Genomic DNA, 22,294 nt, shown 5'->3' on the forward strand with positions numbered 1-22,294 from the left:
TACGCCGCATCCCTACGCCTCCCGCTGCTCCCGCCCGTCCCTTCCGTCCTGCGGCGCGAACGCCTGAAGTGCCTCGGCGTCGGTGGCGCGGGCCCGCACGTAGTAGTCGGCCCACTCGGTGATCCCGGGGTAGTCGCAGTCGCGGTTCACGCGGGCGACGGCCGCCTCGATGTCGTACTCCGTGGTGCGCAGGTCGACGCCGGGGCCCAGGAGCGCCCAGTGGGCCCCGGCCCGGCCGTAGGGCATGCCGACGCTGCCGGGGTTGACGACCATGCGGCCGTGCGCGAGGCGGACGAACGGCATGTGGGTGTGCCCGCAGACCACCGTCCGCACCTCCGGCCCGAGCCCGCCGAGCACGTCGCGCCACCGTTCGAGCCGGGAGTCGACGAGGACGACCTCCTCGTCGTCGCGGGGCGTGGCGTGGCAGAACAGCACCTCCCCGAGCCCCCGCAGCGTCAGCCGCACGGTCCGCGGCAGCCGGTCCAGCAGGTCGAGGTGCCCGGCGTCCAGCTGTTCCGCGGCCCAGGCGGACATGGCGTCGTCGCAGCGCCGCCCCCGCCGGTGCTCGACCAGCTCCCGGTCGGCGTTGCCCCCGACCAGGACGGCCCGGTCCCCCATCCCGGCCAGCAGCTCAAGCACCTCGGCGGGCTGCGGTCCCGCCGCGATGTCGCCGGTCACCACGATCCGCTCCGCCGCCCGCACCTCCGGCTCGGCGAGCACCGCCTCCAGAGCGGGCAGGACCCCATGGACATCGGACAGCACAGCCACGCGACTCAACATGCCCCCGACGCTCTCCCACTCCTACCCCCGACGTCCCTCCCTTACGCTCCCCGCGAAGCCACGCCCCCCGGCCGGGCGGGGGCCCACCGACCGGCGCCCCCGCGCCCTGTAGCCGACGTCACCACCCCGATCCGCCCCCATGCGGCACACTGGACGTTTGGCCTAAGGAAAGGGCGCTCGCGTGAACGGTCCCCTCATCGTCCAGTCGGACAAGACCCTCCTGCTGGAGGTCGACCACGAGCAGGCCGACGCCTGTCGTCGGGCCATCGCGCCCTTCGCGGAGCTGGAGCGGGCGCCCGAGCACATGCACACGTACCGGGTGACCCCGCTCGGGCTGTGGAACGCGCGGGCCGCCGGGCACGACGCGGAGCAGGTCGTGGACGCGCTCGTGGAGTTCTCGCGGTACCCCGTGCCGCACGCCCTGCTCGTCGACGTCGCCGAGACGATGGCGCGGTACGGGCGCCTCACGCTCTCCAAGCACCCCACCCACGGGCTCGTGCTCACCACCACCGACCGGCCGGTCCTCGAGGAGATCCTGCGGTCGAAGAAGATCCAGCCGCTGGTCGGCGAGCGGATCGACCCGGACACCGTCGTCGTGCACCCCTCCGAGCGCGGGCAGGTCAAGCAGACGCTGCTGAAGCTGGGGTGGCCCGCCGAGGACCTCGCCGGATACGTGGACGGCGAGGCGCACAAGATCGATCTGGACGAGAGCGGCTGGTCGCTGCGGCCCTATCAGCAGCAGGCCGTCGAAGGGTTCTGGCACGGCGGCAGCGGTGTCGTCGTGCTGCCCTGCGGGGCCGGCAAGACCCTCGTCGGCGCCGGGGCCATGGCGCAGGCCAAGGCGACCACGCTGATCCTCGTCACCAACACCGTCTCCGCCCGCCAGTGGAAGCACGAGCTGGTGAAGCGGACCTCCCTGACGGAGGACGAGATCGGCGAGTACAGCGGGACGCGCAAGGAGATCCGGCCCGTCACCATCGCCACGTACCAGGTGCTCACGACGAAGCGGAAGGGCATCTACCCGCACCTCGAACTCTTCGACTCGCGCGACTGGGGCCTCGTCATCTACGACGAGGTGCACCTGCTGCCCGCGCCTGTCTTCAAGTTCACCGCCGACCTCCAGGCGCGGCGCCGCCTCGGCCTCACCGCGACCCTCGTGCGCGAGGACGGGCGCGAGTCCGACGTCTTCTCGCTCATCGGGCCCAAGCGGTTCGACGCCCCGTGGAAGGAGATCGAGGCGCAGGGCTACATCGCGCCCGCCGACTGTGTCGAGGTCCGGGTCAACCTCACCGACAGCGAGCGGCTCGCGTACGCCACCGCGGAGGCGGAGGAGAAGTACCGCTTCTGTGCCACCACCGCCAGCAAGCGGAAGGTGACGGAGGCGCTGGTCAAGAAGCACGCGGGCGAGCAGACCCTCGTCATCGGGCAGTACATCCACCAGCTCGACGAGCTCGGCGAGCACCTGGACGCGCCCGTCATCAAGGGCGAGACGACCAACGCGCAGCGCGAGAAGCTCTTCGACGCGTTCCGGGAGGGCGAGATCTCCGTCCTCGTCGTGTCGAAGGTCGCCAACTTCTCCATCGACCTGCCCGAGGCGACCGTCGCCATCCAGGTGTCCGGCACGTTCGGGTCGCGGCAGGAGGAGGCGCAGCGGCTCGGGCGCGTGCTGCGGCCGAAGGCCGACGGGCACGAGGCCCGCTTCTACTCCGTCGTCGCCCGCGACACCATCGACCAGGACTTCGCCGCCCACCGGCAGCGGTTCCTCGCCGAGCAGGGGTACGCGTACCGGATCGTGGACGCCGACGAGCTGCTGGCCCCGTAGAGAGGGCGTGTCCCGGCAGGCCCTACGCGCCCGCGAGCATCGCCGCCGGGACCACCAGCACCGACGTCACCGCCAACGCCGTCCGCAGCCACGCCGCGCGCGAGTCGCGCGGCGTGAGCCAGCCCGCCGTCAGGCAGCCGAGGCCCCCGAGCGTCGCCAGGACGTAGCGGCCCACCACTTCCTGGTGCTCCGGCGACGACGGGTCGCCGAGCTCCGCGTCGAGCGCGACCACGAACCAGCCCAGGGTGAGCAGCAGGAGGACGGCCGGGGTCGCCAGGGCCAGGCCGACGACGCGGGACGGCCGTGGGACCGGATGTGCGGCGGCGGGGGCGGCGTCACGCGCCGCCCACTCGTGGCGGGGCTCCGTCTCGGGGTGCATGGAGCGAGTCAACCCGCGGGCGTGGGGCCCGCGCCTCGGTCCGCGTACTCAGGTACGTACTCAACATCGGAGCGGCAGGCGGAACGGCAGGCGGAACGACAGGCGAAGCGGAACGCCGAGCGGGGGGCGCGGCCAGCGCCAGTGACACACCCAGGGCCAGTGCCAGCAGCGCGTACGGCGACGCCAGCGGCTGCTGCCACCACGGCAGATGCAGGTCCAGGTCGCCCTGGTGGGGCAGCAGCCAGAAGGTGCGGGCGGTGCAGAGCACGGCCACGGCGGCGGCCGTCCACCGCCTGCCCTCCGCGATCAGGACCGCGAGGAGCGGCACGCACCACACCCAGTGGTGCGACCAGCTGATGGGCGAGATCAGCAAGGTCGTGAACGCCGCCGCGAGCAACGCGCGGGGCTCACTGGGCGTGCGGCGGGCGAGCCAGAGCCCGGCGGCGGCCGTCACGGCCGCCGGGACGGCCCAGGCCGCGCCCGGTTCGGCGTCGTGCAGGAGCCGGGCGATCAGCCCCTGGAGGGACTGGTTGTCGACGATCCACGCCTTGCCGACCCGGCCCGTCTCGAAGACGCGCCGCGTCCAGAACTCGACGCTCGCGGCGGGCAGCACCAGCGCGCCGAGCAGCACGGTGCCCGCGAACCCGGCGAGCGCGGTGGCCGCCTCCCGGACCCGCCCCCGCAGCAGCAGGTACGCGATGAACACGGCGGGCGTCAGCTTGATGCCGGCCGCGACACCGAGCGCGAAGCCCTTGCCGAGCGCGCCGGGCGGCCGGGTGAGGTCCCAGAGGACGAGGCAGGCCAGCGCGAGGTTGATCTGGCCGAACAGGACGGTCTGGAGGACGGGTTCGAGCCAGAGGGCGAGGGCCGTGGCGGCGCAGAGGGGCGCGATGCGCGCGGGCAGGCCCGCGAGCCGGCAGGAGAGGCGGACCAGAAGTGCGAGGAGACCGGCGTTGCCGACGAGGAAGACGCCCTTCAGGACCCCTACGGGAAGCCAGGTCGTCGGTACGAAGAGGATCGCGGCGAACGGCGGGTAGGTGGCGGGCAGTTCCCACTCGGTGACGGTGAAGCCGTACAGGTCGCCGCCGCCCGCGACGGCCGCGCCCTCGGCCCGGTAGACCAGGGTGTCGGCCATCCGCACGTCCTGGACGACGCAGAGGACGGCCAGCGCGGTGAGGGAGACCGCGAGCAGTGAGACGGCTGCGAAGGGTGAGGTCGGAGTCACCGCGCGTGATGTCACGGCGAGACTTTAATCGACCCCCGGGCGCGGGCGGGGGTGCCCGGCCGGGGCGGGGTCAGCGGTGTCGTACGCCCGCTTCCTCGGCGTACTCACCGAGCACGACGACGCCGAACGCGGCGCTCGCCAGGACCTTGGCGGCGCGCAGGACACCGCCCACGCGGTGCGGGTGCGGGGCGGGCCGCCCGTCGGTGGCCGAGTCGGCGGAGGAGTGGACGGACGCGGGGTGGAAGGCTGTTGCGCTCATGACTTCATGATGGTTTCCGGGCGTCCCGCGCACATCGGCCTGCGGTGCAACCCGCCCCTCGGTCTCCGGTGCACCTCACGGCGGAGCCCGTACGCCCTGAGGTGGAGGGCATCCCCTAGGGTGCGGGCGCCCGGCGGCCCGGAGGCGGTACCGTCGGGAGCGCTGTGCACAACCGCGGCGCGTCAACGCAGCCGCCCCGGAGGGGACTTCGTGGGGATCGAGAGCGATCAGCTGGTCTACGACTATCTGAGCCGGGTCGGAGACCTGGCCCAGCAGCGGCAGTTGCCGTCCGGCGACCGGATGCGGCTGGTCGCCGACCTGCGGAACCGGATCGACCGGGGCCGGTCGGGACCCGCGGGCGACAGCCCCGCCGCGATCCGCCGCATCCTGGCCCGCCTCGGCACGCCGGAGGAGGTCGTCGAGGCGGCGGGCGGGGCATCCGGCGACGTACCGGAGGAGCCACCCGCGGGGAAGGGGACGCCGGCGGGAAAGAGCGGGCCGGCAGGGAAGGGCGCGCCCACGGGGAAGAGCACGCCCGCCCTGTCGAAGCAGCGGGCCAACGGTCTGCGGCGCATCGTGCCGGGCCCCCGCCGCGAGGACGCCCCGCAGACCCCGCGCACCACGACCGCCCCGGAGCACCCCGCCGACTTCCAGGGCGCGTCGCCGCCGCACCTCGCGGGCACGGACGAGCTGGGGCCGAGCGGTTCCGAGCCCGACTGGTGGCGGGTGGACAGCAGTCCGTTCGGCGTCGCCGACAGCGTCCCCGGATTCGTCGGCGGCGTGGAGATCCCGGAAATACTCAAACCCCCGCCCAAGGGCGACGCCGAAGAGTCCGACGAGGCCGGGACGGACGCGTACGAGGAAGAACTCGAAGGAGAGGCCGGGGCAGAGGGAGAGGGAGCGGAGGCCGGGCGGCGCCGGTGGTGGCGGGTCGGCCGGGCGGGCGGCGGCGCGGGTCCGCGCCTCGCGTTCAGCAACCCGCTGCTCCTGCTCGCCGCCGCGCTCCTCGTCGTCGGCGCGATCCTCGGCAACCTCGTGGTCCTCGGCGTCGGCTGGCTCATCGCCTACGTCTCCCGCAGGCTGACCCCCGCCGAGGTGAAGTTCGCCGTCCTGTGGCTCCCGGGGCTCGCGGTGGCCGCGGGGATCACGTGGCTGTGGGGGCGCGCCGAGGAACGCTGGGGCGAGCCGATCACGGACGGGCACATGAGCGACGCGATCGCCGACACCTGGCCGTGGGTGGTGCGCGGCGCGGCCGTCGCCTCCGCGCTCTTCCTGCTGTGGAGATCGCAGCGGCGACGGCCGTGAACAGGACCCGCTCGCGGATCACTTCTTCGTCAGGGCCGCCTGCATCTCGTCGAGGATCTTGTCCGCCGCGGTGTAGCCGATGCCCTGGATCCACAGCTCGTCGTCGACGGTGTGGACGTTGCCCGACTTCACCGCCTTCATGCTCTTCCACAGGCCGCTGCCCACGGTCTGCGTCTGCTTGGCCTTCTTCGGATCGCCGTACGTCGACTGGAAGATGACGTCCGTGTCCGCGAGGTCGATCTTCTCGGGGGACAGGTCGTAGGAGAAGCCGTCCTTGGCCTTCGCGGAGATCGGCGCGCGGCCGAGCCCCACGTCCTTGAGGAGCGTGGCGATGTAGCTCTGGTCGCCGTAGAGGCGGATGTCGGCTCCTTCGATGAAGCGGATGACGTTGACCTCGGTCCGCTCGGCCTTGGCTGGCCCGCCGATGGCGGTGGTGACCTTCTTGGCGTGCGCCTTGTAGTCGGCGACGGCCTGCTCCGCCTCGGGCTGCTTGCCCAGCGCTTCGGCGTGGAGCTGGAAGTTCTCCTTCCAGGGGTAGCCGGTCGTCTCCGTCATGACGGTCGGCGCGATCGCCTTGAGCTGGTCGTACTTGGCGGCGTGCCGGATCTTCGACGTCAGGATGAGGTCGGGCTTGAGGGCGGCGATGGCCTCCATGTTGGGGTTCAGCATCTCGCCGACGTCCTTGATGCCGCTGACCTCGTCCTTGGGCAGGTAGCTCAGGAAGCCCGACTCGGCCTCGACGTGCGTGGCGCCGACCGGCTTCACGCCGAGCGTGATCGCGGAGTCCAGCTCGGCGGTGTCGAGGACGACGACGCGACGCGGCTTGTCGGGGACCTTCACGTCGCCCATGGCCGTCTTGACGGTGCGGGTCTTGCCGCCGGCGGCGCCGGACCCGTCGGAGTCGGAGGAGCCGCAGGCGGAGAGCGCGAGCGCGCCGGTCAGGGCCAGCGATCCGGTGAGGAGCGCCCGGCGGCGCAGCGGGGAGCGGGAGGGGAACATGGGGACGCCTTTCATACGGTCGGGTCGGGTGAGGGCGCGGACCACGGCGCCCCGGGGACGACCAGGGGGGAGCCGGTCACGGGGTCCGGCACCACCACGCAGTCCAGGCCGAAGACCTGGCGTACGAGATCCTCGGTGACGATCTCCGAGGGGGCTCCCTCGGCGACGACCTCGCCCCGTTTCATGGCGACGAGGTGGTCGGCGTACCGCGCGGCCTGGTTGAGGTCGTGCAGGACCACGACGACCGTGCGGCCCCGGCCGCCGTCGTGCGAGGTCGCGGCCAACTGGCGCACCAGGTCGAGGACTTCGACCTGGTGGGAGATGTCCAGGTAGGTGGTGGGCTCGTCGAGGAGGAGGATGTCCGTGTCCTGTGCGATGGCCATCGCGATCCACACGCGCTGCCGCTGGCCGCCGGAGAGTTCGTCGACGGAGCGGTCGGCGAGCGCGGTGACGTCGGTGCGTGCCATGGCGTCGGTCACCGCCTTCTCGTCGGCGTCGGACCACTGCTGCCACCAGCGCTGGTGCGGCTGGCGGCCGCGCGCGACGAGGTCGGCGACGGTGATCGCCTCGGGGGCGACGGGCGTCTGCGGGAGCAGGCCGATCTGCCGGGCGATCTCCTTGGTGGGCAGCTCGGCGAGGGACGCGCCGTCGAGGAGGACGGCACCGTTCCGCGGCTTGAGGAGGCGGCCGAGGGCCCGCAGCGTCGTGGACTTGCCACAGGCGTTGGGGCCGACGATGACGGTGACCTTGCCGTCGGGGATCACGAGGTCGAGGCCGTCGACGACGGTGTGGTCCTCGTAGGCGAGGGTCAGCTCACGGGCCGAAAGGCGGGCGGGGCGCGCGTCAGCGCTCGTCACGACGTGCCTCCATTGCGGACGGAGCGGCTCCGGACGATGAGCCAGATCAGGTACGGGGCGCCGACCGCCGCCGTCAGGACGCCCACGGGAAGCTCCGTGGGCGAGAAGAGGCGGCGGGCCAGCAGGTCCGCGAGGACCACGATGAGCGCGCCGAGCAGCGCCGAGCAGAGCAGCGGGAGCTGCGCGGTGCGGGTGAGGCGGCGGGCGATCTGCGGGGCGAGGAGCGCCACGAAGTCGACGGGGCCCGCGGCGCCGGTCGCCACGGAGGCGAGGACGACGCCGAGCAGGACGAGCCCGAGGCGTACGTGTCCCAGGCGCGTCCCGAGAGCCGTCGCCGTGTCGTCGTCCATGCTGACGGCGCGCTGGGCGCGGGCCGCCCACAGGACGAAGGGGAGCAGGACGAGCAGGGTGACGCCGAGCGGGTTCGCCTCGGCCCAGCCGCGGCCGTTGAGGGAGCCCGTCATCCAGATCTGCGCCTGCTGGGCGACGAGGTAGTCGCCCTTCGTCATGAAGAGCGTCGTCAGCGACCGCAGGGCGATGGCGAAGCCGATGCCGATGAGGACGAAACGGGTGGCGTGCAGGCCGCCGCGCCACGCGAAGACGTAGACGAGGACGGCCGCGGCGATCCCACCGAGCACGGAGAGGTAGGGGAGCACCGTGTACGAGGTGACGCCGAAGGTCATCGCGCCGACCGTCAGTGCGCTCGCGCCCTGACTGATGCCGATGATGTCGGGGCTGGCCAGCGCGTTGCGGGCCACGGTCTGGATGAGCGCACCCGCCACGCCGAACGCGGCGCCGACGAGGAGGCCCACCACCATGCGGGGTTCGCGCAGGGTCCCCACGACCAGCGTGTCCGGCGAGGGCTGTCCGAAGACGACCTTCAGGGCCTCGCCGGGCGGGACGAACGACTCGCCGACACAGAGGTACGCGAGACAGCTCGCGGCGAGCAGCAGGGCGAGCGCGACGGCCACGGCGGCGGCCCTGCGGTGCACGAGGAAGGCGGCGTCGCGCACGCGGAGCACGGTGTAGCCGGCGGGCCGGACGCGGGCCCGGTTCCGGTCCGGGGCGGGACCGGGAGACACGACACCCGCACCACCGCTCATGCCGCCACCCTGCATACCCTTCATGCCGCCACCGTCTTCCTGCGGACGAGAGCCACCAGGAACGGCACCCCGATCAGCGCGGTCATCACGCCCGCGGGCACCTCGCCGGGCGGGAAGACGACCCGCCCCACAGTGTCGGAGACGAGGAGCATCACCGGGCCGAGGACCGCCGCGAGCGGCAGTACCCAGCGGTGGTCGCTGCCGATGAGGGCGCGGGCGATGTGCGGCACGGCGAGGCCGATGAAGGCGATCGGCCCCGCGGCCGCCACGCCCGCGCCGGTGAGGACCGTCGCGCCGATCCCGCCGACGATCCGGACCGCTGCGACGTTCTGGCCGAGCCCCTTCGCCACGTCCTCGCCGAGCGCCAGCGCGTCGAGGCCGCGCGCGACCACGAGGACGAGCACCAGGCCCACGAGGAGGAACGGCCAGAGCCGGCCGACGATCCCGGCGTCGCGCCCGGCGAGCGAACCCACCTGCCAGAACCGGAACTCGTCCAGTGCGGAGGCCTTGGTGGTGAGGACCGCGGTCGTCACGGAGACGAGCAGCGCGTTGATCGCGGCGCCGCCGAGCGCGAGTTTCACGGGGGTGGCGCCGCCCCGGCCGCCGGCCGCGATGGCGTAGACGGCGACGGAGGCGATCCCGGCGCCTGCGAACGCCCACCAGACGTAACCCGTCAGGGTGTGGACGCCGGCGTAGGCGATGGCGAGGACGACACCGACCGCGGCGCCCTGGCTGATGCCGAGGATGCCGGGGTCGGCGATCGGGTTGCGGGTCATGCCCTGAAGAACGGTGCCCGCCACGGCGAGCGACGCGCCGACGAGCACGCCGATCACGGTGCGGGGCACCCGCATCTCGCGGATCACACCGGCGGAGCCGCTGTGCCCGCCGTGCAGCAGCGCGTCGAGGACGACGGAGGGCGCGATGGCGCGGGCGCCGACGCAGAGGCTGAACAGGACGGCGAGCAGCAGGGCCACGACGGCCGCCGTCATCACGGCGGCACGTCCGACGGGCACACGCATCGGCTGAGCTCGTTTCACGGGGCGAGGACAGGAGGGGGCGGGCCGAAGGGCTGGGGGAGCGGCGGTAAGGGTGGGCTAAGTCTATGTGCGGGCGGTGCGGCGGCCATCGCATCCGGCGAGGCCGCCATCGGATCCGGCGAGGCCGCCGTCGGCTCTGGTGCGTTAGCCATCGGCTTTGGCGCGTCGGCCGTCGGCTCTGATGGGGCGGCCGTCGGCTCTGGTGGGGCCGCCACCGGCTCTGGTGGGGCCGCCACCGGCTCCGGTATGGCCGCCGTCGGCTGCGGTGTGGCGGCCATCAGCCCCGGTATGGCGGCCATCAGCCCCGGTATGGCGGCCATCAGCCCCGGTATGGCGGCCATCAGCCCCGCTATGGCCGCCATCGGCTCCGGTGCGGTCGGCATCGGCAGAATGGGCTCATGAGCTCACACACGCTGACCGTCGGGTTCGACCTCGACATGACCCTGATCGACTCCCGGCCCGGCATCAAGGCCGCCTATCAGGCGCTCTCCGCGGCGACGGGGACGTACGTCGACGCCGACCTGGCGATCACGCGGCTCGGTCCGCCGCTGGAGCAGGAGCTGCGGTACTGGTTCCCGGAGGACAGGATCGAGGAGACGGCCGACCTCTACCGTGAGATCTACCCCACACACGCCATAGAGCCGACGCTCGCGATGCCCGGCGCCCGCGAGGCCGTCGCCGCGGTCCACGCGCACGGCGGCCGCGCGATCGTCGTGACCGCCAAGCACGAGCCCAACGCGAAGCTGCACCTGTCGCACCTCGGCATCGAGGCCGACGCCGTCATCGGCTGGCTGTGGGCGGAGGCGAAGGCGGCGGCGCTGCGCGAGCACGACGCGGCGGTGTACGTCGGGGACCACACCGGCGACGTACGCGGCGCGCGTACGGCGGGCGCGCTCTCCGTCGCGGTGGCGACCGGACCGTGCGACGCAGCGGAACTGCGCGCGGCCGGCGCGGACGTCGTGCTCGGCGGCCTCGCGGAGTTCCCCGCCTGGCTCGACGCGTACGCCGCGCGTGGCCCCGTCAGCTGACGCTCGACCTGGCCTGACGCCGCTGGAAGGCGATGCCGCGCAGCACCCCGATGCCCGCGATGAGGAACCCGACGCCCATCAGCATGCACACCGCGTACGCGATGGACGGAAAGGGATCGGTGCCCAGGAACAGCGGGGCCACCGTGACCAGTGTGGCCACGGCTCCGACGAAGAAGACGATTGCTCCGGTCCGGACCATTCCATCGCCGGGACCGGCGGAATTCGCTTGGGTTTTGTCACGCACCCGACCAGGGTAGTTCCCAGCGCGAAGGAAGAATCCGGGGACGTCTTGCCACCGGCCCCCGGACCAATAGTCTTGGGTTCGGCGGGTCGAGCGACCCGCTGTAGTGCTATCCAGAGCCGTTTTCGCCCCGCCGTTCCGGACGGGCGGACCCGGCATAAACGAGTACGACGAGTACGAGGACGAGGACTTCACGTGCCTACCGGCAAGGTCAAGTGGTTCAACAGCGAGAAGGGCTTCGGCTTTCTCTCCCGCGACGACGGCGGCGACGTCTTCGTGCACTCCTCAGTACTGCCCGCCGGCGTCGACACACTCAAGCCCGGCCAGCGCGTGGAGTTCGGCGTGGTCGCGGGCCAACGCGGTGACCAGGCCCTTTCCGTCGTGATCCTCGACCCGACCCCGTCGGTGGCGGCCGCGCAGCGCCGCAAGCCGGACGAACTCGCGTCGATCGTCCAGGACCTGACGACCCTCCTGGAGAACATCACCCCCATGCTGGAGAAGGGCCGCTACCCCGACAAGGCGTCCGGCGCGAAGATCGCGGGGCTGCTGCGGGCGGTCGCGGACCAGCTGGACGTGTAGCCGCTGTCCGGCCACGCGCCGAGCGCCAGGCGCCGGGCGCGCCCGCTGGAGAACCGCTAGGGAAACGCCAGAGCGTCCGGGCCGAGGGGCGGTACGAGCCCCTCGGCCGCGGCGCGCGTCAGCAGGCCACGGACCGCCGCGTAGCCGTCCTCGCCGAGGTCGGCGGTGAACTCGTTGACGTACAGACCGATGTGCTGGTCCGCCACCGCCGGATCCATCTCCTGCGCGTGCTCCAGGACGTACGGACGGGAGGCCTCCGGGTCGTCCCAGGCCATCCGGACCGAGGTGCGGGCCGACTCGGCGATCCGCCGCAGCGCGTCCGCGCCGAGGCTCCGCCGCGCGATGATCGCGCCCAGCGGGATCGGCAGGCCCGTGGTGGCCTCCCAGTGCTCGCCCATGTCGGCGAGGCGGTGCAGGCCGTAGTTCTGGTACGTGAAGCGGGCCTCGTGGATGACCAGGCCCGCGTCGACCTTGCCGTCGCGCACCGCGGGCATGATCTGGTCGAAGGGCAGCACGACGATCTCGCCGACGCCGCCGTCGCGGAGCGTGTCCGCCGCCCAGAGACGGAACAGCAGGTACGCCGTCGACTTCTCGCTCGGCACGGCGACCGTCTTCCCCGTGAGGTCGACGCCCGGCTCCCGGGTCAGGACCAGCGGCCCGCAGCCCCGGCCGAGGGCGCCGCCGCAGGGCAGCAGCGCGTACTCGTCCAGGACGTACGGCAGGACGGCGTACGACACCTTCAGGACGTCGAGGTCCGACTCCGCCGGGCCCCTCTCCGCGATGCCGTTCGTGATGTCGATGTCCGCGAACGTGACGTCGAGCGCGGGCGCGCCCGGCACCCGGCCGTGGGCCCACGCGTCGAAGACGAACGTGTCGTTCGGACAGGGGGAGTACGCGATGCGCAGGCGCTCCGCGTCGTTCCGGGGCTCAGTCGTGTGTGCTGCCATGTGGGTTCCAACTCCTCAGGACCGGCGCGGACTTCCCGAACGCGTCGCTCAGCGCGGCCAGCGCGTCACCGATCCGCCAGGCGGCGCGGTCGCGCGGGCCGACGGGGTTCGAGACCGCGCGGATCTCCAGGACGGGCAGGCCGTGCAGGGCGGCCGCCTCGGCGACACCGAAACCCTCCATCGCCTCGGCCAGGGCGCCCGGATGCCGCAGCCGCAGCTCGGCGGCGCGCTCGGCGGAGCCGGTCACGGTGGAGACGGTGAGGACGGTGCCGGTCGCGGCACCGCAGGCGTCCGCCACCTCCCGTACGAGGGAAGGGGGCGGCCGGTGTGTGACGGCGCCGAAGCCCAGTTCGGTGACCGGCGCGAAGCCGTCGGGGGTCTCGGCGCCCAGGTCGGCGACGGTGATCGCGTCGGCGACGACGAGCGAGCCGACGGGCGCGTCGGGTGCGAAGCCGCCGCCGATGCCCGCCGAGACGACCAGGGCGTAGGGGCGGCCCTCGGCGGCGGCACGGGCGAGTGCGGTCGCCGTGCCCGCAGCGGCGGCCGCCGGGCCGACACCGACGGCGAGGGCGTCGACGCCGGCCGCGTCGGGGCCGCCGGTCAGCGCGCGGGCCACCGCGTCCCGTTCGGCGGGGACGGCGGTGGCGAGGAGGACGCGGCCCGTGGTGCGTGCGGGGTCCGCGGTGTGCGCGGGGTCCGCGGTGTGCTCGGTGTACGTGGTCAGGAGTCCTTCTCGAACTTGAACGACCACAGACCCGTGGCCTTGGACTCCGAGCCCTTGCCGCCCTCCAGCAGGCTGACGGTCGACTTGCTGCCGCCACCGCCGTACTGCTGGTTGAAGAAGACGCTGCCCGGGATGACGACGTACGTCTTCTTGCTGGCCTCGGTCAGCGGCTGACCGTTCATCAGCAGCGTCCAGCCCTTCTCGGCCATCTCCGGGTCGACACCGAAGCGGACCTTCTCGTCCGGGTCGACCTTCACGGTCTTCACGTCCTTGTCCTGGAGGCAGGACTTCAGCTGGGACTCCTTCAGCTCCTTGCCGTCGTTGTAGCAGGAAGCTTCCGTGTGCACCGAGTCGCTGCCGACCGTCACGGTGGCCAGCGGCGTCGGCTTGTCACAGGCCGAAAGAACGAGGAGTCCGGCGGAGACGGCGCCAAGGGCGGCCACGGTGCGGCGGCGGCGCACCGCGCTGTTCACATTCGCGGCTCCGCCGCGGAGCAGGGAGGTCATGGGCGAAGGCTATCGGGCGCGTCCAGGGGTGCTGTTACGCGGGGGTCGCGGCGTGCCGTCGCCGGGTGGGGCGTCTCACACCACCCGGGCGCGGCGGGGGCTGCTGTGCCGGGAGGAGAGAAGCAGACCGCGCACGGTCGAGAGCCAGCCCACCGCCACTATCCCGGCCGCCACCGAGAGACCCAGCGTCCCGATCAGCGGCAGCGCGATGCCCACGGCGCCCCCGACCACCCAGGCCATCTGGAGCAGCGTCTCGGAACGGGCGAACGCGGAGGTGCGGACCTGTTCCGGGACGTCCCGCTGGATCAGCGCGTCCAGGGACAGCTTCGACAGGGCCTGCGCGAAACCCGCGCACGCGCCGAGGCAGGCGACGGCCACCGCGCCGAAGAACAGCGCGGACGTCACCGCCACGCCCAGCACCACCGCGACGACCGTCACGATGATGAGCTCCGGAGCCCGGGACTTCAGCCAGGCCCCGACCGCCGTGCCCAGCGCGTTGCCCGCGCCCGCCGCCACGCCCACTATGCCGAGCGACACCGCCGCGCTCTGCCCCGCGAGCGGATGCTCCCGCAGCAGGAACGCCAGGAAGAAGATGAGGAAGCCCGAGAGACAGCGCAGCGACGCGTTGGCCGCCAGGGCGTGGGTGACGGCGGGGCCGACCGTACGCAGCCCGAGGCGCCGCTTGCGGAAGGTGTCGGCCTCGGCCTCGGCTCGGGCGTGCAGATGCAGATGCTCCTCGTCGGCGGCGAGCAGGGCCTTGCTCTCGCCCTTCGACGAGTCGACCTTGTGCGGCAGCGAGAACGACAGGAACATCCCGGAGACGAAGATCACGAAGGCGCCGTACAGCGGCCAGCGCGGCCCGAGCGCCTGCAACCCCGCGCCGGCGGGCGCCGCGACGGCGGTGGCGAGCAGACCGCCGAGTGTGACCCGCGAATTGGCCTTGACCAGGGAGAACCCCGGTGGCAGGAGGCGGGGCACGACGGCGCTTCTGACCACCCCGTACGCCTTGGAGGCGACGAGCACGCCGAGCGCGGCGGGATAGAGCTCCACGCTGCCGGTCACCACCGCGCCCGAGAGGACCAGCGCGAGCAGCGCACGGGCCAGCATCGCGCCGGCCATCGCGGCACGGCGGCCGTGCGGGAGGCGGTCCAGGAGCGGGCCGATGACGGGGGCGAGGAGCGTGAACGGTGCCATCGTGATGGCGAGGTAGAGCGCGACGCGGCCGCGGGCCTCGTCGGTCGGCACCGAGAAGAAGACGGTGGAGGCGAGGGCGACGGTGATCATGACGTCACCCGCGCCGTTCACGGCGTGCAGCTCGATGAGCTTCCCGAGCCCCGACTCGCCCGCCCCGTGGGCGTGGGTGGCCTTGCGGATGCCTCGGGCGGTGCCGGTGAAGGGGAGGTGGAGGGCGCGGGCCAGCGCACGGGCGGTTCGTCTCGCCGGTCCCGGCGAGACGGTTCCTACGGACATCGACCTGGTGGGGGCCACCCCGTCATAGTGCCCCCTTGGGGGCACTACAAGTGCGAATACTGGCTGTGAGCCGTGGCGCCCTGTGCTGGGCCGCCTGGTGGGGGCGGGCGCAGCCCACCCGGACACGGGGCTTTGGCGCCCACTCGGTTGCGCGGCGCGGTGGGCCCCGGGGGGCGGTCGGGCTTTCCGCACTCCGCGGGGTGGACGTTCTCTCCGCCGCTTCGCGGCGGGTTTTTCCCGCCCACCCACCCGTTTGCCCCGCACCGCAGCGTGGAGGCGGTGCGCCGCTGCGCGGCGGGGGTAGGTCGGGCTTCCCGCATCCCGCGAGGCGGATGTTCCCTTCGCCGCTTCGCGGCGGGTTCTTCCCACCCACCCACCCGTTTGCCCCGCACCGCAGCGTGAACGCGAAGCGCCGCTGCGCGGCAAAGGCTCCCCGCCGCTTCGCGGCGAGTTTTCCCACCCACCCACCCGTTTGCCCGGCACCGCAGCGCGGAGCGTGTCGCGCCGCTGCGCGGCGAGTTTTCCCACCCGCCCGCCCGTGCGCCCCGCACCGCAGCGTGGACGTTGTTGCGCCGCTGCGCGGCGGGGCCCTACCCGGCGCCCACCCACCCGCAGGGGGAAATGGAAGGGCGGGTGGGTGGGGGAAACGCCGCGGAGCGGCGACGCGGGGCGAGTACGCGCAGGGGGACTGGTGCGGGTGCTCGGGCGAAACGGGAGGGGTGGTGGAAGGGGTGAGGTGGGTGGGGGAAACGCCGGGGATTGGTGGCGCGGGGCGAGTACGCGCAGGGGGACTGACGCGGTTGCCCGGGCGGGACGGGAGGGGTGAGGTGGGTGGGGGAAGCGCCGGGGAGGGACGGTGCGGGGTGTGGGCGCAGGGGGGTGTGGGGGAGGGGGATGAGGGTGGGCCGGGGCGCGGGGGCGTACGTCGGTGTAGGCCCAGGGGCCAGGAGAAGGTAGCGTGCGTAGCGCGCCTGCGGCGGTTGTTCTTGGCCGCGCGCCTCTCGGTCATCCCGCAGAATGGGTGACGTAGGTGCGCCCGAGAACGTCGGGCGCGGACGTTGACGCGGCCCTCTGGTCCGCTCCGTCCGTACCCCCGCGTAAGGGTGGCGCACTCGTGAGACGGCGTAGGAGAGAAGCGATACTTGTGAGCGCAGCGACAACGCGAAGCCGTACCCCGCGCACCCCGCGTACCCCGGACCGCCTGTGCGCCGAGGCGGTCGGCCTGGCACGCGCCGCGGCCGAGGAGGCCGCCGCGCCCGGTGTGGTCGGCGAGCATGTCGAGGTCGTGGTCGAGGGCGACCGCGTCGTCACGCACCTCTTCGAGTGCAAGGAATTCGGCTACCGCGGCTGGCGGTGGGCCGTGACGGTGGCCCGCGCCTCGCGGGCCAAGGTCGTCACCCTCGACGAGACGGTGCTGCTGCCGGGCCCCGACGCACTCCTCGCCCCCGAGTGGGTGCCGTGGAGCGAGCGGCTGCGGCCGGGCGACATGGGCCCGGGGGACCTGCTGCCGACGGACGCGGAGGACCTGCGTCTGGAGCCCGGTTACTCGGGCGAGGAGGAGCCGCCGCCGAACTCCGCGGTGTCGGAGGAGATGGCCGAGCTCGTCGAGGCGGAGGACGCCGAGATCACGCCGGTGTCGCCCGCCGAGCTGCCGGTCGCGCCGGCCCGCGGTTCCATCGCGGCGATCGCCGACGAACTGGGCATGCGGCGGGCGCGGGTGCTGTCCCGGTACGGGCTGCATGTCGCCGCGGACCGCTGGGACGAGGCGTACGGGGCGAAGACCGCGATGGCGCAGGCGGCGCCCGCGGCGTGCGTCAGCTGCGGATTCCTGGTGCGGATCGGTGGCTCGCTCGGGCAGGCGTTCGGTATCTGCGGCAATGAGTTCGGGCCGGCGGACGGGCACGTGGTGTCCCTGTCGTACGGGTGCGGTGGGCACTCGGAGGCCGCGGTCATGCCGAAGCCGCCGCGGCCGGCGCCGCCGGTGCTGGACGAGACGCGGGTGGACGTACTGCCGCTGCGGCCCGCGGCGGATTCCGGGTCGGTGAGCGGGGAGGGGCCTGGGGAGGACCTCGGCCACTCGTAGTTCCGGCGGCGGGGGGCGGGGGATTTGTGGCCGCCGCCCGCCTTGGCCGGGTAGCCGCATCAGTCCCCCTGCGCGCACAAGCCCCGCGCCGCCGCTTCGCGGCGTTTTCCCCACCCACCCGCCCTTTCATCACCCCTGACGGGGTGAGTGAGCGCCGCGCGTGAACCCGCCGCGAAGCGGCGGCGACCCCCCGCCCCACGGACCGCACAAAACCCGACCGCCCCTCCGCCGCGCAGCGGCGCACCGCGTCCACCTTGCGGTGCGGGGCGCACGGGTGGGTGGGTGGGAGCGATCGCCGCGAAGGGGCGGCAAGGACGCCCGCCTCACAGGCCGCGCGCAACACGCCCGCCTCGCCAAGCGGAGCAGCGGCTCCGTCCTGCGACGCTCCCGGCGGGACGCGGTACCGTTCGCCCGCAGGCCAAGCATCAAGCACCAAGCACCAAGCCAAAGCACCAAGCTCCCGCCCCAAAGCACACAGACGCACCCGCACACGCGCCGCACGCGTCCGCAGCCACCACAAGCCGCAGCCACCACAAGAGGAGACAGTCCACCGTGAGCAAGACCGTGCGGCCGGCGGCCGAGGGTACGGATCCCTTCGGCACCGCCCGCCTCCGCCGCGGAGTCCTCGACGCGTGGGCGGCGGCGCCGGCCCGTTTCCGTGAGGACGCCAACGCCGAGGAGGACCTCGCCCTCGGCGGCTACCGCGACCGGCTCGTCGTGGAGCTCGCCCAGAACGCCTCGGACGCCGCCGCCCGCGCGGGCGTGCCGGGCCGGCTGGCGCTGACCCTGCGCGGCGGGGTCCTCGCCGCGGCGAACACCGGCGCGCCGCTCGACGCCGCCGGGGTCGAGTCCCTCTCCACCCTCCGCGCTTCCGCGAAGCGGGAGACCGGTGGGGATATCGGTGCGGGGACCGGCGCGTGGACCGGTGCGGAGGCCGGTGCGGAGGACGCCGCGCCCAGCGCCGCCACCAGCGTCGGCCGCTTCGGCGTCGGCTTCGCCGCCGTGCTCGCCGTCAGCGACGAGCCCGCCGTCGTCGGGCGTACCGGCGGCGTCCGCTGGTCGCTCGACGAGGCGCGGGAACTGGCCGCGGAGACCGCCAGGTTCAGCCCGGGGCTCGGGGACGAGGTGAGGCGGCGGGGCGGCCACGTCCCGCTGCTGCGGCTTCCGTTCGCCGCCGAGGGCACCGCCCCCGCCGGGTACGACACGGTCGTCATCCTGCCGCTGCGCGACGCCGCCGCGGAGGACCTCGTGGCGCGCCTCCTCGACGGCGTCGACGACGCGCTGCTCCTCGCCCTGCCGGGCCTCGAAGAAGTCACCATCGCTACCCCGGACGGGGCGACCCGCACCCTGCGCCGCCGTACCGAGACCCCGGACGGGACGACTCGCACGCTGCCCCACCGTAGCGAGACCCCGGACGAGGCGACCAGCACCCCGAACGAGGCGACCAGCCCCCCGTACACCGTCATCGACGACACCCGCGACGGCACCACCCGCTGGCGCACCGTCAGCCGGCACGGGCCGCTCGACGCCCGCCTGCTCAAGGACCGGCCCGTCGAGGAGCGGCTCCGTCCGTACTGGTCCGTGACGTGGGCCGTGCCGACGGACGGTGACGGTGCCCCGGTGCGGCCCCGGACCAGCCCCGTCGTGCACGCGCCGACGCCGAGCGACGAGCCGTTGGGCGTACCGGCGCTGCTCCTCGCGTCGTTCCCGCTGGACACCGCGCGGCGGCACGCGGCTCCGGGGCCGTTGAGCGACTTCCTGGTGGAGCGGGCCGCGGAGGCCTACGTGGAGTTGCTCGCCGACTGGCGGCCGGTCACGGAGGAGGTCATCTCCCTGGTGCCGGGCCCGCTCGGCAGGAGCGAGCTGGACGGCGCGCTGCGGCAGGCCATCCTGGACCGGCTGCCCCGCACCGCCTTCCTGCCGCCCGCCCTGCCCCGCGCCGAGGGCGAAGAGGACGAGTTGCCGGAGACGCTGCGGCCGCGCGACGCGGAGGTCGTGGAGGGCGCCGGCGCGGACACCGTCCGGGTGCTCGCCGAGGTGCTGCCGAGTCTGCTGCCCGCGGGCCTGGAGCGCCGTGCCGAGCTGCGCACGCTCGGTGTCGCGCGCGTTCCGCTGACCGAGGCGGTGGACCGTCTCGCGGGTCTTGAGCGGGAGCCGGGCTGGTGGCGGCGGCTGTACGAGACGTTGGCGGGGGTCGACCCGGACCGGCTGTCCGGGCTGCCGGTGCCGCTCGCCGGGGGCACTTCCCAGGCTTTCGGCTCCGGGGGAGGGCGTACGACGATCGGGCCCCGGCAGGTGCTGCTCCCCGCACCCGGGGACGAGCGCGATCCGGCGTCCCTGGCCCGCCTCGGCCTGAAGGTCGCCCATCCGGACGCCGTCCATCCGCTCCTGGAGAAGCTCGGCGCGCTGCCCGCGACACCGCGCGCCGTCCTCACGACGCCGCAGGTCCGTGCGGCCGTGGCCGCGTCCCTCGACGACGACGCGTGGGACGAGGACGCGCTGGACGCCGAGGAGTTGGCGGACGTCGTGCTCGGGCTCGTGCGGGACGCGAACCTCGCCCCGGGCGACGAGCCGTGGCTGGCCGCCCTCGCGCTGCCCGACGAGGACGGTGAGCTCTCCCCGGCGGGCGAGCTCGTCCTGCCGGGCAGCCCTTTCGCGCAGGTCATGCGGGAGGGTGAGCTGGCGTACGTGGAGGAGGAGCTGGCGGAGCGGTGGGGGGAGCAGCCGCTCGCCGCCTGCGGTGTGCTCGCCACGTTCGCTCTCGTACGCGCCACCGACGTCGTCCTCGACCCCGACGAACTGGAGCCCCGCGACAGCGACTTCGCCGAGCCGGACGACGCGGGTCTGCTCGACGCCGTGGACGTGTGGTGCGAGGACGTGCTCGACCGGCTGCCGGACACTCCGGTGCCGCCGGTGGCCACCGAGATCGTCGCCGTACGGGATCTCGACCTGGTCGACGACGACTGCTGGCCGCAGGCGTTGGCGATGCTGTCGCGTCCGCCGCTGCGGGACGCGCTGACGCAGCCGCTGCGGGTGCTGCTGCCGGACGGGACGACGGAGACGGTCCGTTCGTACACCGCGTGGTGGCTGCGCGGCCACCCGGTCCTCGACGGCCGCCGGCCCGCCGGACTGCGGGCGGAGGGCGGCGATCCGCTGCTCACCGGGCTCTACGACGCGGCGGACGCGTCCGGCTTCGGCGACGAGCAGGTGCTGCGGGCTCTGGGCGTACGGACGTCCGTGGCCGCGCTGTTGAAGGAACCGGGTGGCGCGGCCGAATTGCTCGACCGGCTCGCGGATCCGGAGAGGGCCGTCTCGGCCGCGCAACTGCACGCCCTGTACGGGGCGCTGGCCGATCTCGACCCGGAGCAGGTGACCCTGCCGGACGAGTTGCGCGCGGTGGTGGACGGTGAGGTCGTGGTCGTCGACGCGGCGGACGCGGTGGTCGCCGACGCGCCCGATCTGCTGCCGCTGGCCGGCGGTGTGGCGCTGCTGCCCGTGCGGCCCGGCAGGGCGGGGGACCTCGCGGAGCTGTTCCAGGTGCGGCGGCTGAGCGAAACGGTGGCCGCGGAGCCGTCGGGGGAGGGCGTCGAGCACGCGGTGCCGGAGTCGGTGCGGACCCTGCTCGGGGCGTCGACTCCGAAGACGTACGTCGAGTACGAGGAGTTGGTGGCGGGCGGTGTGGAGCTGGACTGGCGCCGCACCCCGGACGGTGTCGTGCACGCGGCGACCGTGGAGGGGGTCGCGGCCGGTCTGGCCTGGGCGGCGGGCCAGTGGCCGCGCCGCTTCGAGGTGGCGGCGCTGCTCGAAGATCCGTCGCGGACGGCGGAGTTGGCTCGGGACCGCTGGTTCGACTGACGCGCCACGCATGCCCGTTCGGAATGCCCTGTTCCGACCCGACGGCCACCTGCCGACCCGGGATGGAACAGGGCATTCCACAACTCGGTCACATTTTCTTAACCCGTCGTACAACCGTTCCCTTCAGTGGCGAGTCTGATCTTGCGAGTCAACAGACTCCTAGATCACTCGGGCCTCGCGTGACGGCAATGCACCGCGAGGCCCCCTTCTCCAACTGGGGAAACACATGCGCATCCGTGCCACCGTGGCCGCACTGTCCGGCACCCTGGCCCTGTCCGCACTCGCTGTCCCGGCCGCCCAGGCCGACGACGCCCCGAAGGCTCCGAACCTCTCCTCCTTCGTCGCCAAGTCCGCCGCGGACGAGGTCGTCGGCGACACCAAGATCACGAAGGTCACCGTCAACGGCGGCAAGGACATCGTCGTCGGCACCTCCGCCAAGAAGACGGTCAAGATCGCCGTCACCGCGACCGACCCGACCGGCATCGAGGACGCCACCGCGTTCCTGTGGCACGGCACCGACTTCGACGCGGAGGACGGCATCGACGGCTCGATGGTCCCCGACGTCATGGAGGGCGACTGCAAGGTCGTCGACGACACCACGTCCACCTGCACCACGACGGTCGTCGCCGACCCGAACGTGAACATCTACAGCAACATCCTCGCCGGCAAGTGGAAGGTCTGGACGATCGCCCAGGGCAAGGACGGCGACCACATGTCCACGGACTCGTACCCGACCAACGTCTCGGTGAAGCGCGCCGCCAAGCTCACCACCAACGCCTCCCCGGAGCCCATCAAGAAGGGCAAGACCCTCACGGTCACGGGCGCCCTGACCCGCGCCAACTGGGACACCGCGAAGTACGCCGGCTACACCAAGCAGGACGTCAAGCTTCAGTACAAGAAGAAGGGTGCCAGCAGCTACACCACCCTCAAGACGGTCAAGTCCGACACCAAGGGCAACCTGAAGACCACGGTGACGGCCTCGGCCGACGGCTACTACCGCTACGTCTTCGCGGGCACGTCCACGACCCCGTCGGTGACGTCCACCAGCGACTTCGTCGACGTCCAGTAGCAGCCGCCGGCAGCAGAAAGCCGGTA

General features: G+C 73.2%; 20 protein-coding genes. 7 read left to right on the plus strand and 13 right to left on the minus strand.

Annotation, left to right across the window (positions count from 1 at the left end; translation table 11 throughout):
* Positions 1 to 12 precede the first annotated feature (12 nt).
* Complete coding sequence (locus ACZ4Z4_RS12870) at positions 13 to 780, minus strand: metallophosphoesterase family protein (protein WP_468326270.1); 768 nt, start codon at positions 778 to 780, stop codon at positions 13 to 15.
* A gap of 181 nt (positions 781 to 961) precedes the next feature.
* Here ACZ4Z4_RS12870 and ACZ4Z4_RS12875 point away from each other — a divergent pair, with 181 nt between their 5' ends.
* Positions 962 to 2,602, plus strand: coding sequence for a DNA repair helicase XPB (locus ACZ4Z4_RS12875; protein ID WP_468326272.1), 1,641 nt, complete (start codon positions 962 to 964; stop codon positions 2,600 to 2,602).
* A 22-nt stretch (positions 2,603 to 2,624) separates the two neighbouring features.
* Here ACZ4Z4_RS12875 and ACZ4Z4_RS12880 read toward each other — a convergent pair whose 3' ends face one another.
* From ACZ4Z4_RS12880 to ACZ4Z4_RS12890, 3 genes are all read right to left on the minus strand, one after another.
* Entirely contained in the window at positions 2,625 to 2,981 is a 357-nt protein-coding gene (locus ACZ4Z4_RS12880) for a hypothetical protein (protein WP_468326274.1), read from the minus strand.
* A complete protein-coding gene (locus ACZ4Z4_RS12885) occupies positions 2,938 to 4,173 on the minus strand; it encodes a glycosyltransferase 87 family protein (RefSeq protein WP_468326862.1) in 1,236 nt (411 codons plus the stop codon). The genes ACZ4Z4_RS12880 and ACZ4Z4_RS12885 overlap by 44 nt, the downstream gene beginning before the upstream one ends.
* Positions 4,174 to 4,276: 103 nt before the next feature.
* Positions 4,277 to 4,465, minus strand: coding sequence for a hypothetical protein (locus ACZ4Z4_RS12890; RefSeq protein ID WP_468326276.1), 189 nt, complete (start codon positions 4,463 to 4,465; stop codon positions 4,277 to 4,279).
* Positions 4,466 to 4,675: 210 nt separating this feature from the next.
* Between ACZ4Z4_RS12890 and ACZ4Z4_RS12895 the strand changes: the two genes are divergently transcribed.
* The gene (locus ACZ4Z4_RS12895) at positions 4,676 to 5,770 is read left to right on the plus strand and encodes a hypothetical protein (protein ID WP_468326277.1); all 1,095 of its coding nucleotides are present in this window, start codon (positions 4,676 to 4,678) and stop codon (positions 5,768 to 5,770) included.
* A gap of 18 nt (positions 5,771 to 5,788) precedes the next feature.
* Here the strand turns inward: ACZ4Z4_RS12895 and ACZ4Z4_RS12900 are convergent, their stop codons facing one another.
* Genes ACZ4Z4_RS12900 through ACZ4Z4_RS12915 form a run of 4 tightly spaced genes read right to left on the minus strand, consistent with a single transcriptional unit; the run spans position 5,789 to position 9,748 of the window.
* On the minus strand, positions 5,789 to 6,769 hold the full coding sequence (locus tag ACZ4Z4_RS12900) for an ABC transporter substrate-binding protein (RefSeq protein WP_468326280.1): 981 nt from the start codon (positions 6,767 to 6,769) through the stop codon (positions 5,789 to 5,791).
* 11 nt (positions 6,770 to 6,780) lie between these two features.
* Positions 6,781 to 7,626 carry an ABC transporter ATP-binding protein gene (locus ACZ4Z4_RS12905; RefSeq protein WP_468326283.1) on the minus strand — a complete coding sequence of 282 codons (846 nt, stop codon included), beginning with the start codon at positions 7,624 to 7,626 and terminating at the stop codon, positions 6,781 to 6,783.
* Positions 7,623 to 8,729 (minus strand): FecCD family ABC transporter permease, encoded by a 1,107-nt coding sequence (locus tag ACZ4Z4_RS12910; protein WP_468326864.1) that lies wholly within the window; start codon positions 8,727 to 8,729, stop codon positions 7,623 to 7,625. Before ACZ4Z4_RS12910 ends, ACZ4Z4_RS12905 begins: the two co-directional genes overlap by 4 nt.
* A 20-nt stretch (positions 8,730 to 8,749) precedes the next feature.
* On the minus strand, positions 8,750 to 9,748 hold the full coding sequence (locus tag ACZ4Z4_RS12915) for a FecCD family ABC transporter permease (RefSeq protein WP_468326286.1): 999 nt from the start codon (positions 9,746 to 9,748) through the stop codon (positions 8,750 to 8,752).
* A gap of 416 nt (positions 9,749 to 10,164) precedes the next feature.
* Here ACZ4Z4_RS12915 and ACZ4Z4_RS12920 point away from each other — a divergent pair, with 416 nt between their 5' ends.
* Positions 10,165 to 10,794 (plus strand): HAD family hydrolase, encoded by a 630-nt coding sequence (locus ACZ4Z4_RS12920; protein WP_468326288.1) that lies wholly within the window; start codon positions 10,165 to 10,167, stop codon positions 10,792 to 10,794.
* On the opposite strand, the gene ACZ4Z4_RS12925 is transcribed toward ACZ4Z4_RS12920, so the two are convergent.
* On the minus strand, positions 10,787 to 11,038 hold the full coding sequence (locus ACZ4Z4_RS12925) for a hypothetical protein (RefSeq protein WP_468326291.1): 252 nt from the start codon (positions 11,036 to 11,038) through the stop codon (positions 10,787 to 10,789). The two genes, ACZ4Z4_RS12920 and ACZ4Z4_RS12925, sit on opposite strands and share 8 nt — an antisense overlap.
* A 192-nt stretch (positions 11,039 to 11,230) precedes the next feature.
* Between ACZ4Z4_RS12925 and ACZ4Z4_RS12930 the strand changes: the two genes are divergently transcribed.
* Positions 11,231 to 11,614, plus strand: a complete 384-nt coding sequence (locus ACZ4Z4_RS12930; protein WP_362999596.1) for a cold-shock protein — start codon at positions 11,231 to 11,233, stop codon at positions 11,612 to 11,614.
* Between the two features lie 56 nt (positions 11,615 to 11,670).
* Here the strand turns inward: ACZ4Z4_RS12930 and ACZ4Z4_RS12935 are convergent, their stop codons facing one another.
* From ACZ4Z4_RS12935 to ACZ4Z4_RS12950, 4 genes are all read right to left on the minus strand, one after another.
* Positions 11,671 to 12,561, minus strand: coding sequence for a 1,4-dihydroxy-6-naphthoate synthase (locus ACZ4Z4_RS12935; RefSeq protein ID WP_468326294.1), 891 nt, complete (start codon positions 12,559 to 12,561; stop codon positions 11,671 to 11,673).
* Positions 12,542 to 13,312: a futalosine hydrolase gene (locus ACZ4Z4_RS12940; RefSeq protein ID WP_468326296.1), complete on the minus strand. Its 771-nt coding sequence runs from the start codon at positions 13,310 to 13,312 to the stop codon at positions 12,542 to 12,544. The genes ACZ4Z4_RS12935 and ACZ4Z4_RS12940 overlap by 20 nt, the downstream gene beginning before the upstream one ends.
* Positions 13,282 to 13,791, minus strand: a complete 510-nt coding sequence (locus tag ACZ4Z4_RS12945; protein WP_468326299.1) for a DUF2771 domain-containing protein — start codon at positions 13,789 to 13,791, stop codon at positions 13,282 to 13,284. The genes ACZ4Z4_RS12940 and ACZ4Z4_RS12945 overlap by 31 nt, the downstream gene beginning before the upstream one ends.
* A gap of 75 nt (positions 13,792 to 13,866) precedes the next feature.
* The gene (locus ACZ4Z4_RS12950; protein ID WP_468326866.1) at positions 13,867 to 15,261 is read right to left on the minus strand and encodes an MFS transporter; all 1,395 of its coding nucleotides are present in this window, start codon (positions 15,259 to 15,261) and stop codon (positions 13,867 to 13,869) included.
* 1,144 nt (positions 15,262 to 16,405) lie between these two features.
* On the opposite strand from ACZ4Z4_RS12950, the gene ACZ4Z4_RS12955 reads away from it, so the two are divergent.
* The 3 genes from ACZ4Z4_RS12955 (at position 16,406) to ACZ4Z4_RS12965 (ending at position 22,268) form a co-directional block, all read left to right on the plus strand.
* Positions 16,406 to 17,344 carry a DUF3027 domain-containing protein gene (locus ACZ4Z4_RS12955; RefSeq protein WP_468326302.1) on the plus strand — a complete coding sequence of 313 codons (939 nt, stop codon included), beginning with the start codon at positions 16,406 to 16,408 and terminating at the stop codon, positions 17,342 to 17,344.
* Between the two features lie 552 nt (positions 17,345 to 17,896).
* A complete protein-coding gene (locus ACZ4Z4_RS12960) occupies positions 17,897 to 21,199 on the plus strand; it encodes a sacsin N-terminal ATP-binding-like domain-containing protein (RefSeq protein ID WP_468326305.1) in 3,303 nt (1,100 codons plus the stop codon).
* Between the two features lie 226 nt (positions 21,200 to 21,425).
* Positions 21,426 to 22,268: a calcium-binding protein gene (locus ACZ4Z4_RS12965; RefSeq protein WP_468326308.1), complete on the plus strand. Its 843-nt coding sequence runs from the start codon at positions 21,426 to 21,428 to the stop codon at positions 22,266 to 22,268.
* The last annotated feature ends 26 nt before the right edge of the window (positions 22,269 to 22,294 follow it).

The organism is Streptomyces sp. NPDC030245, assembly GCF_055572995.1.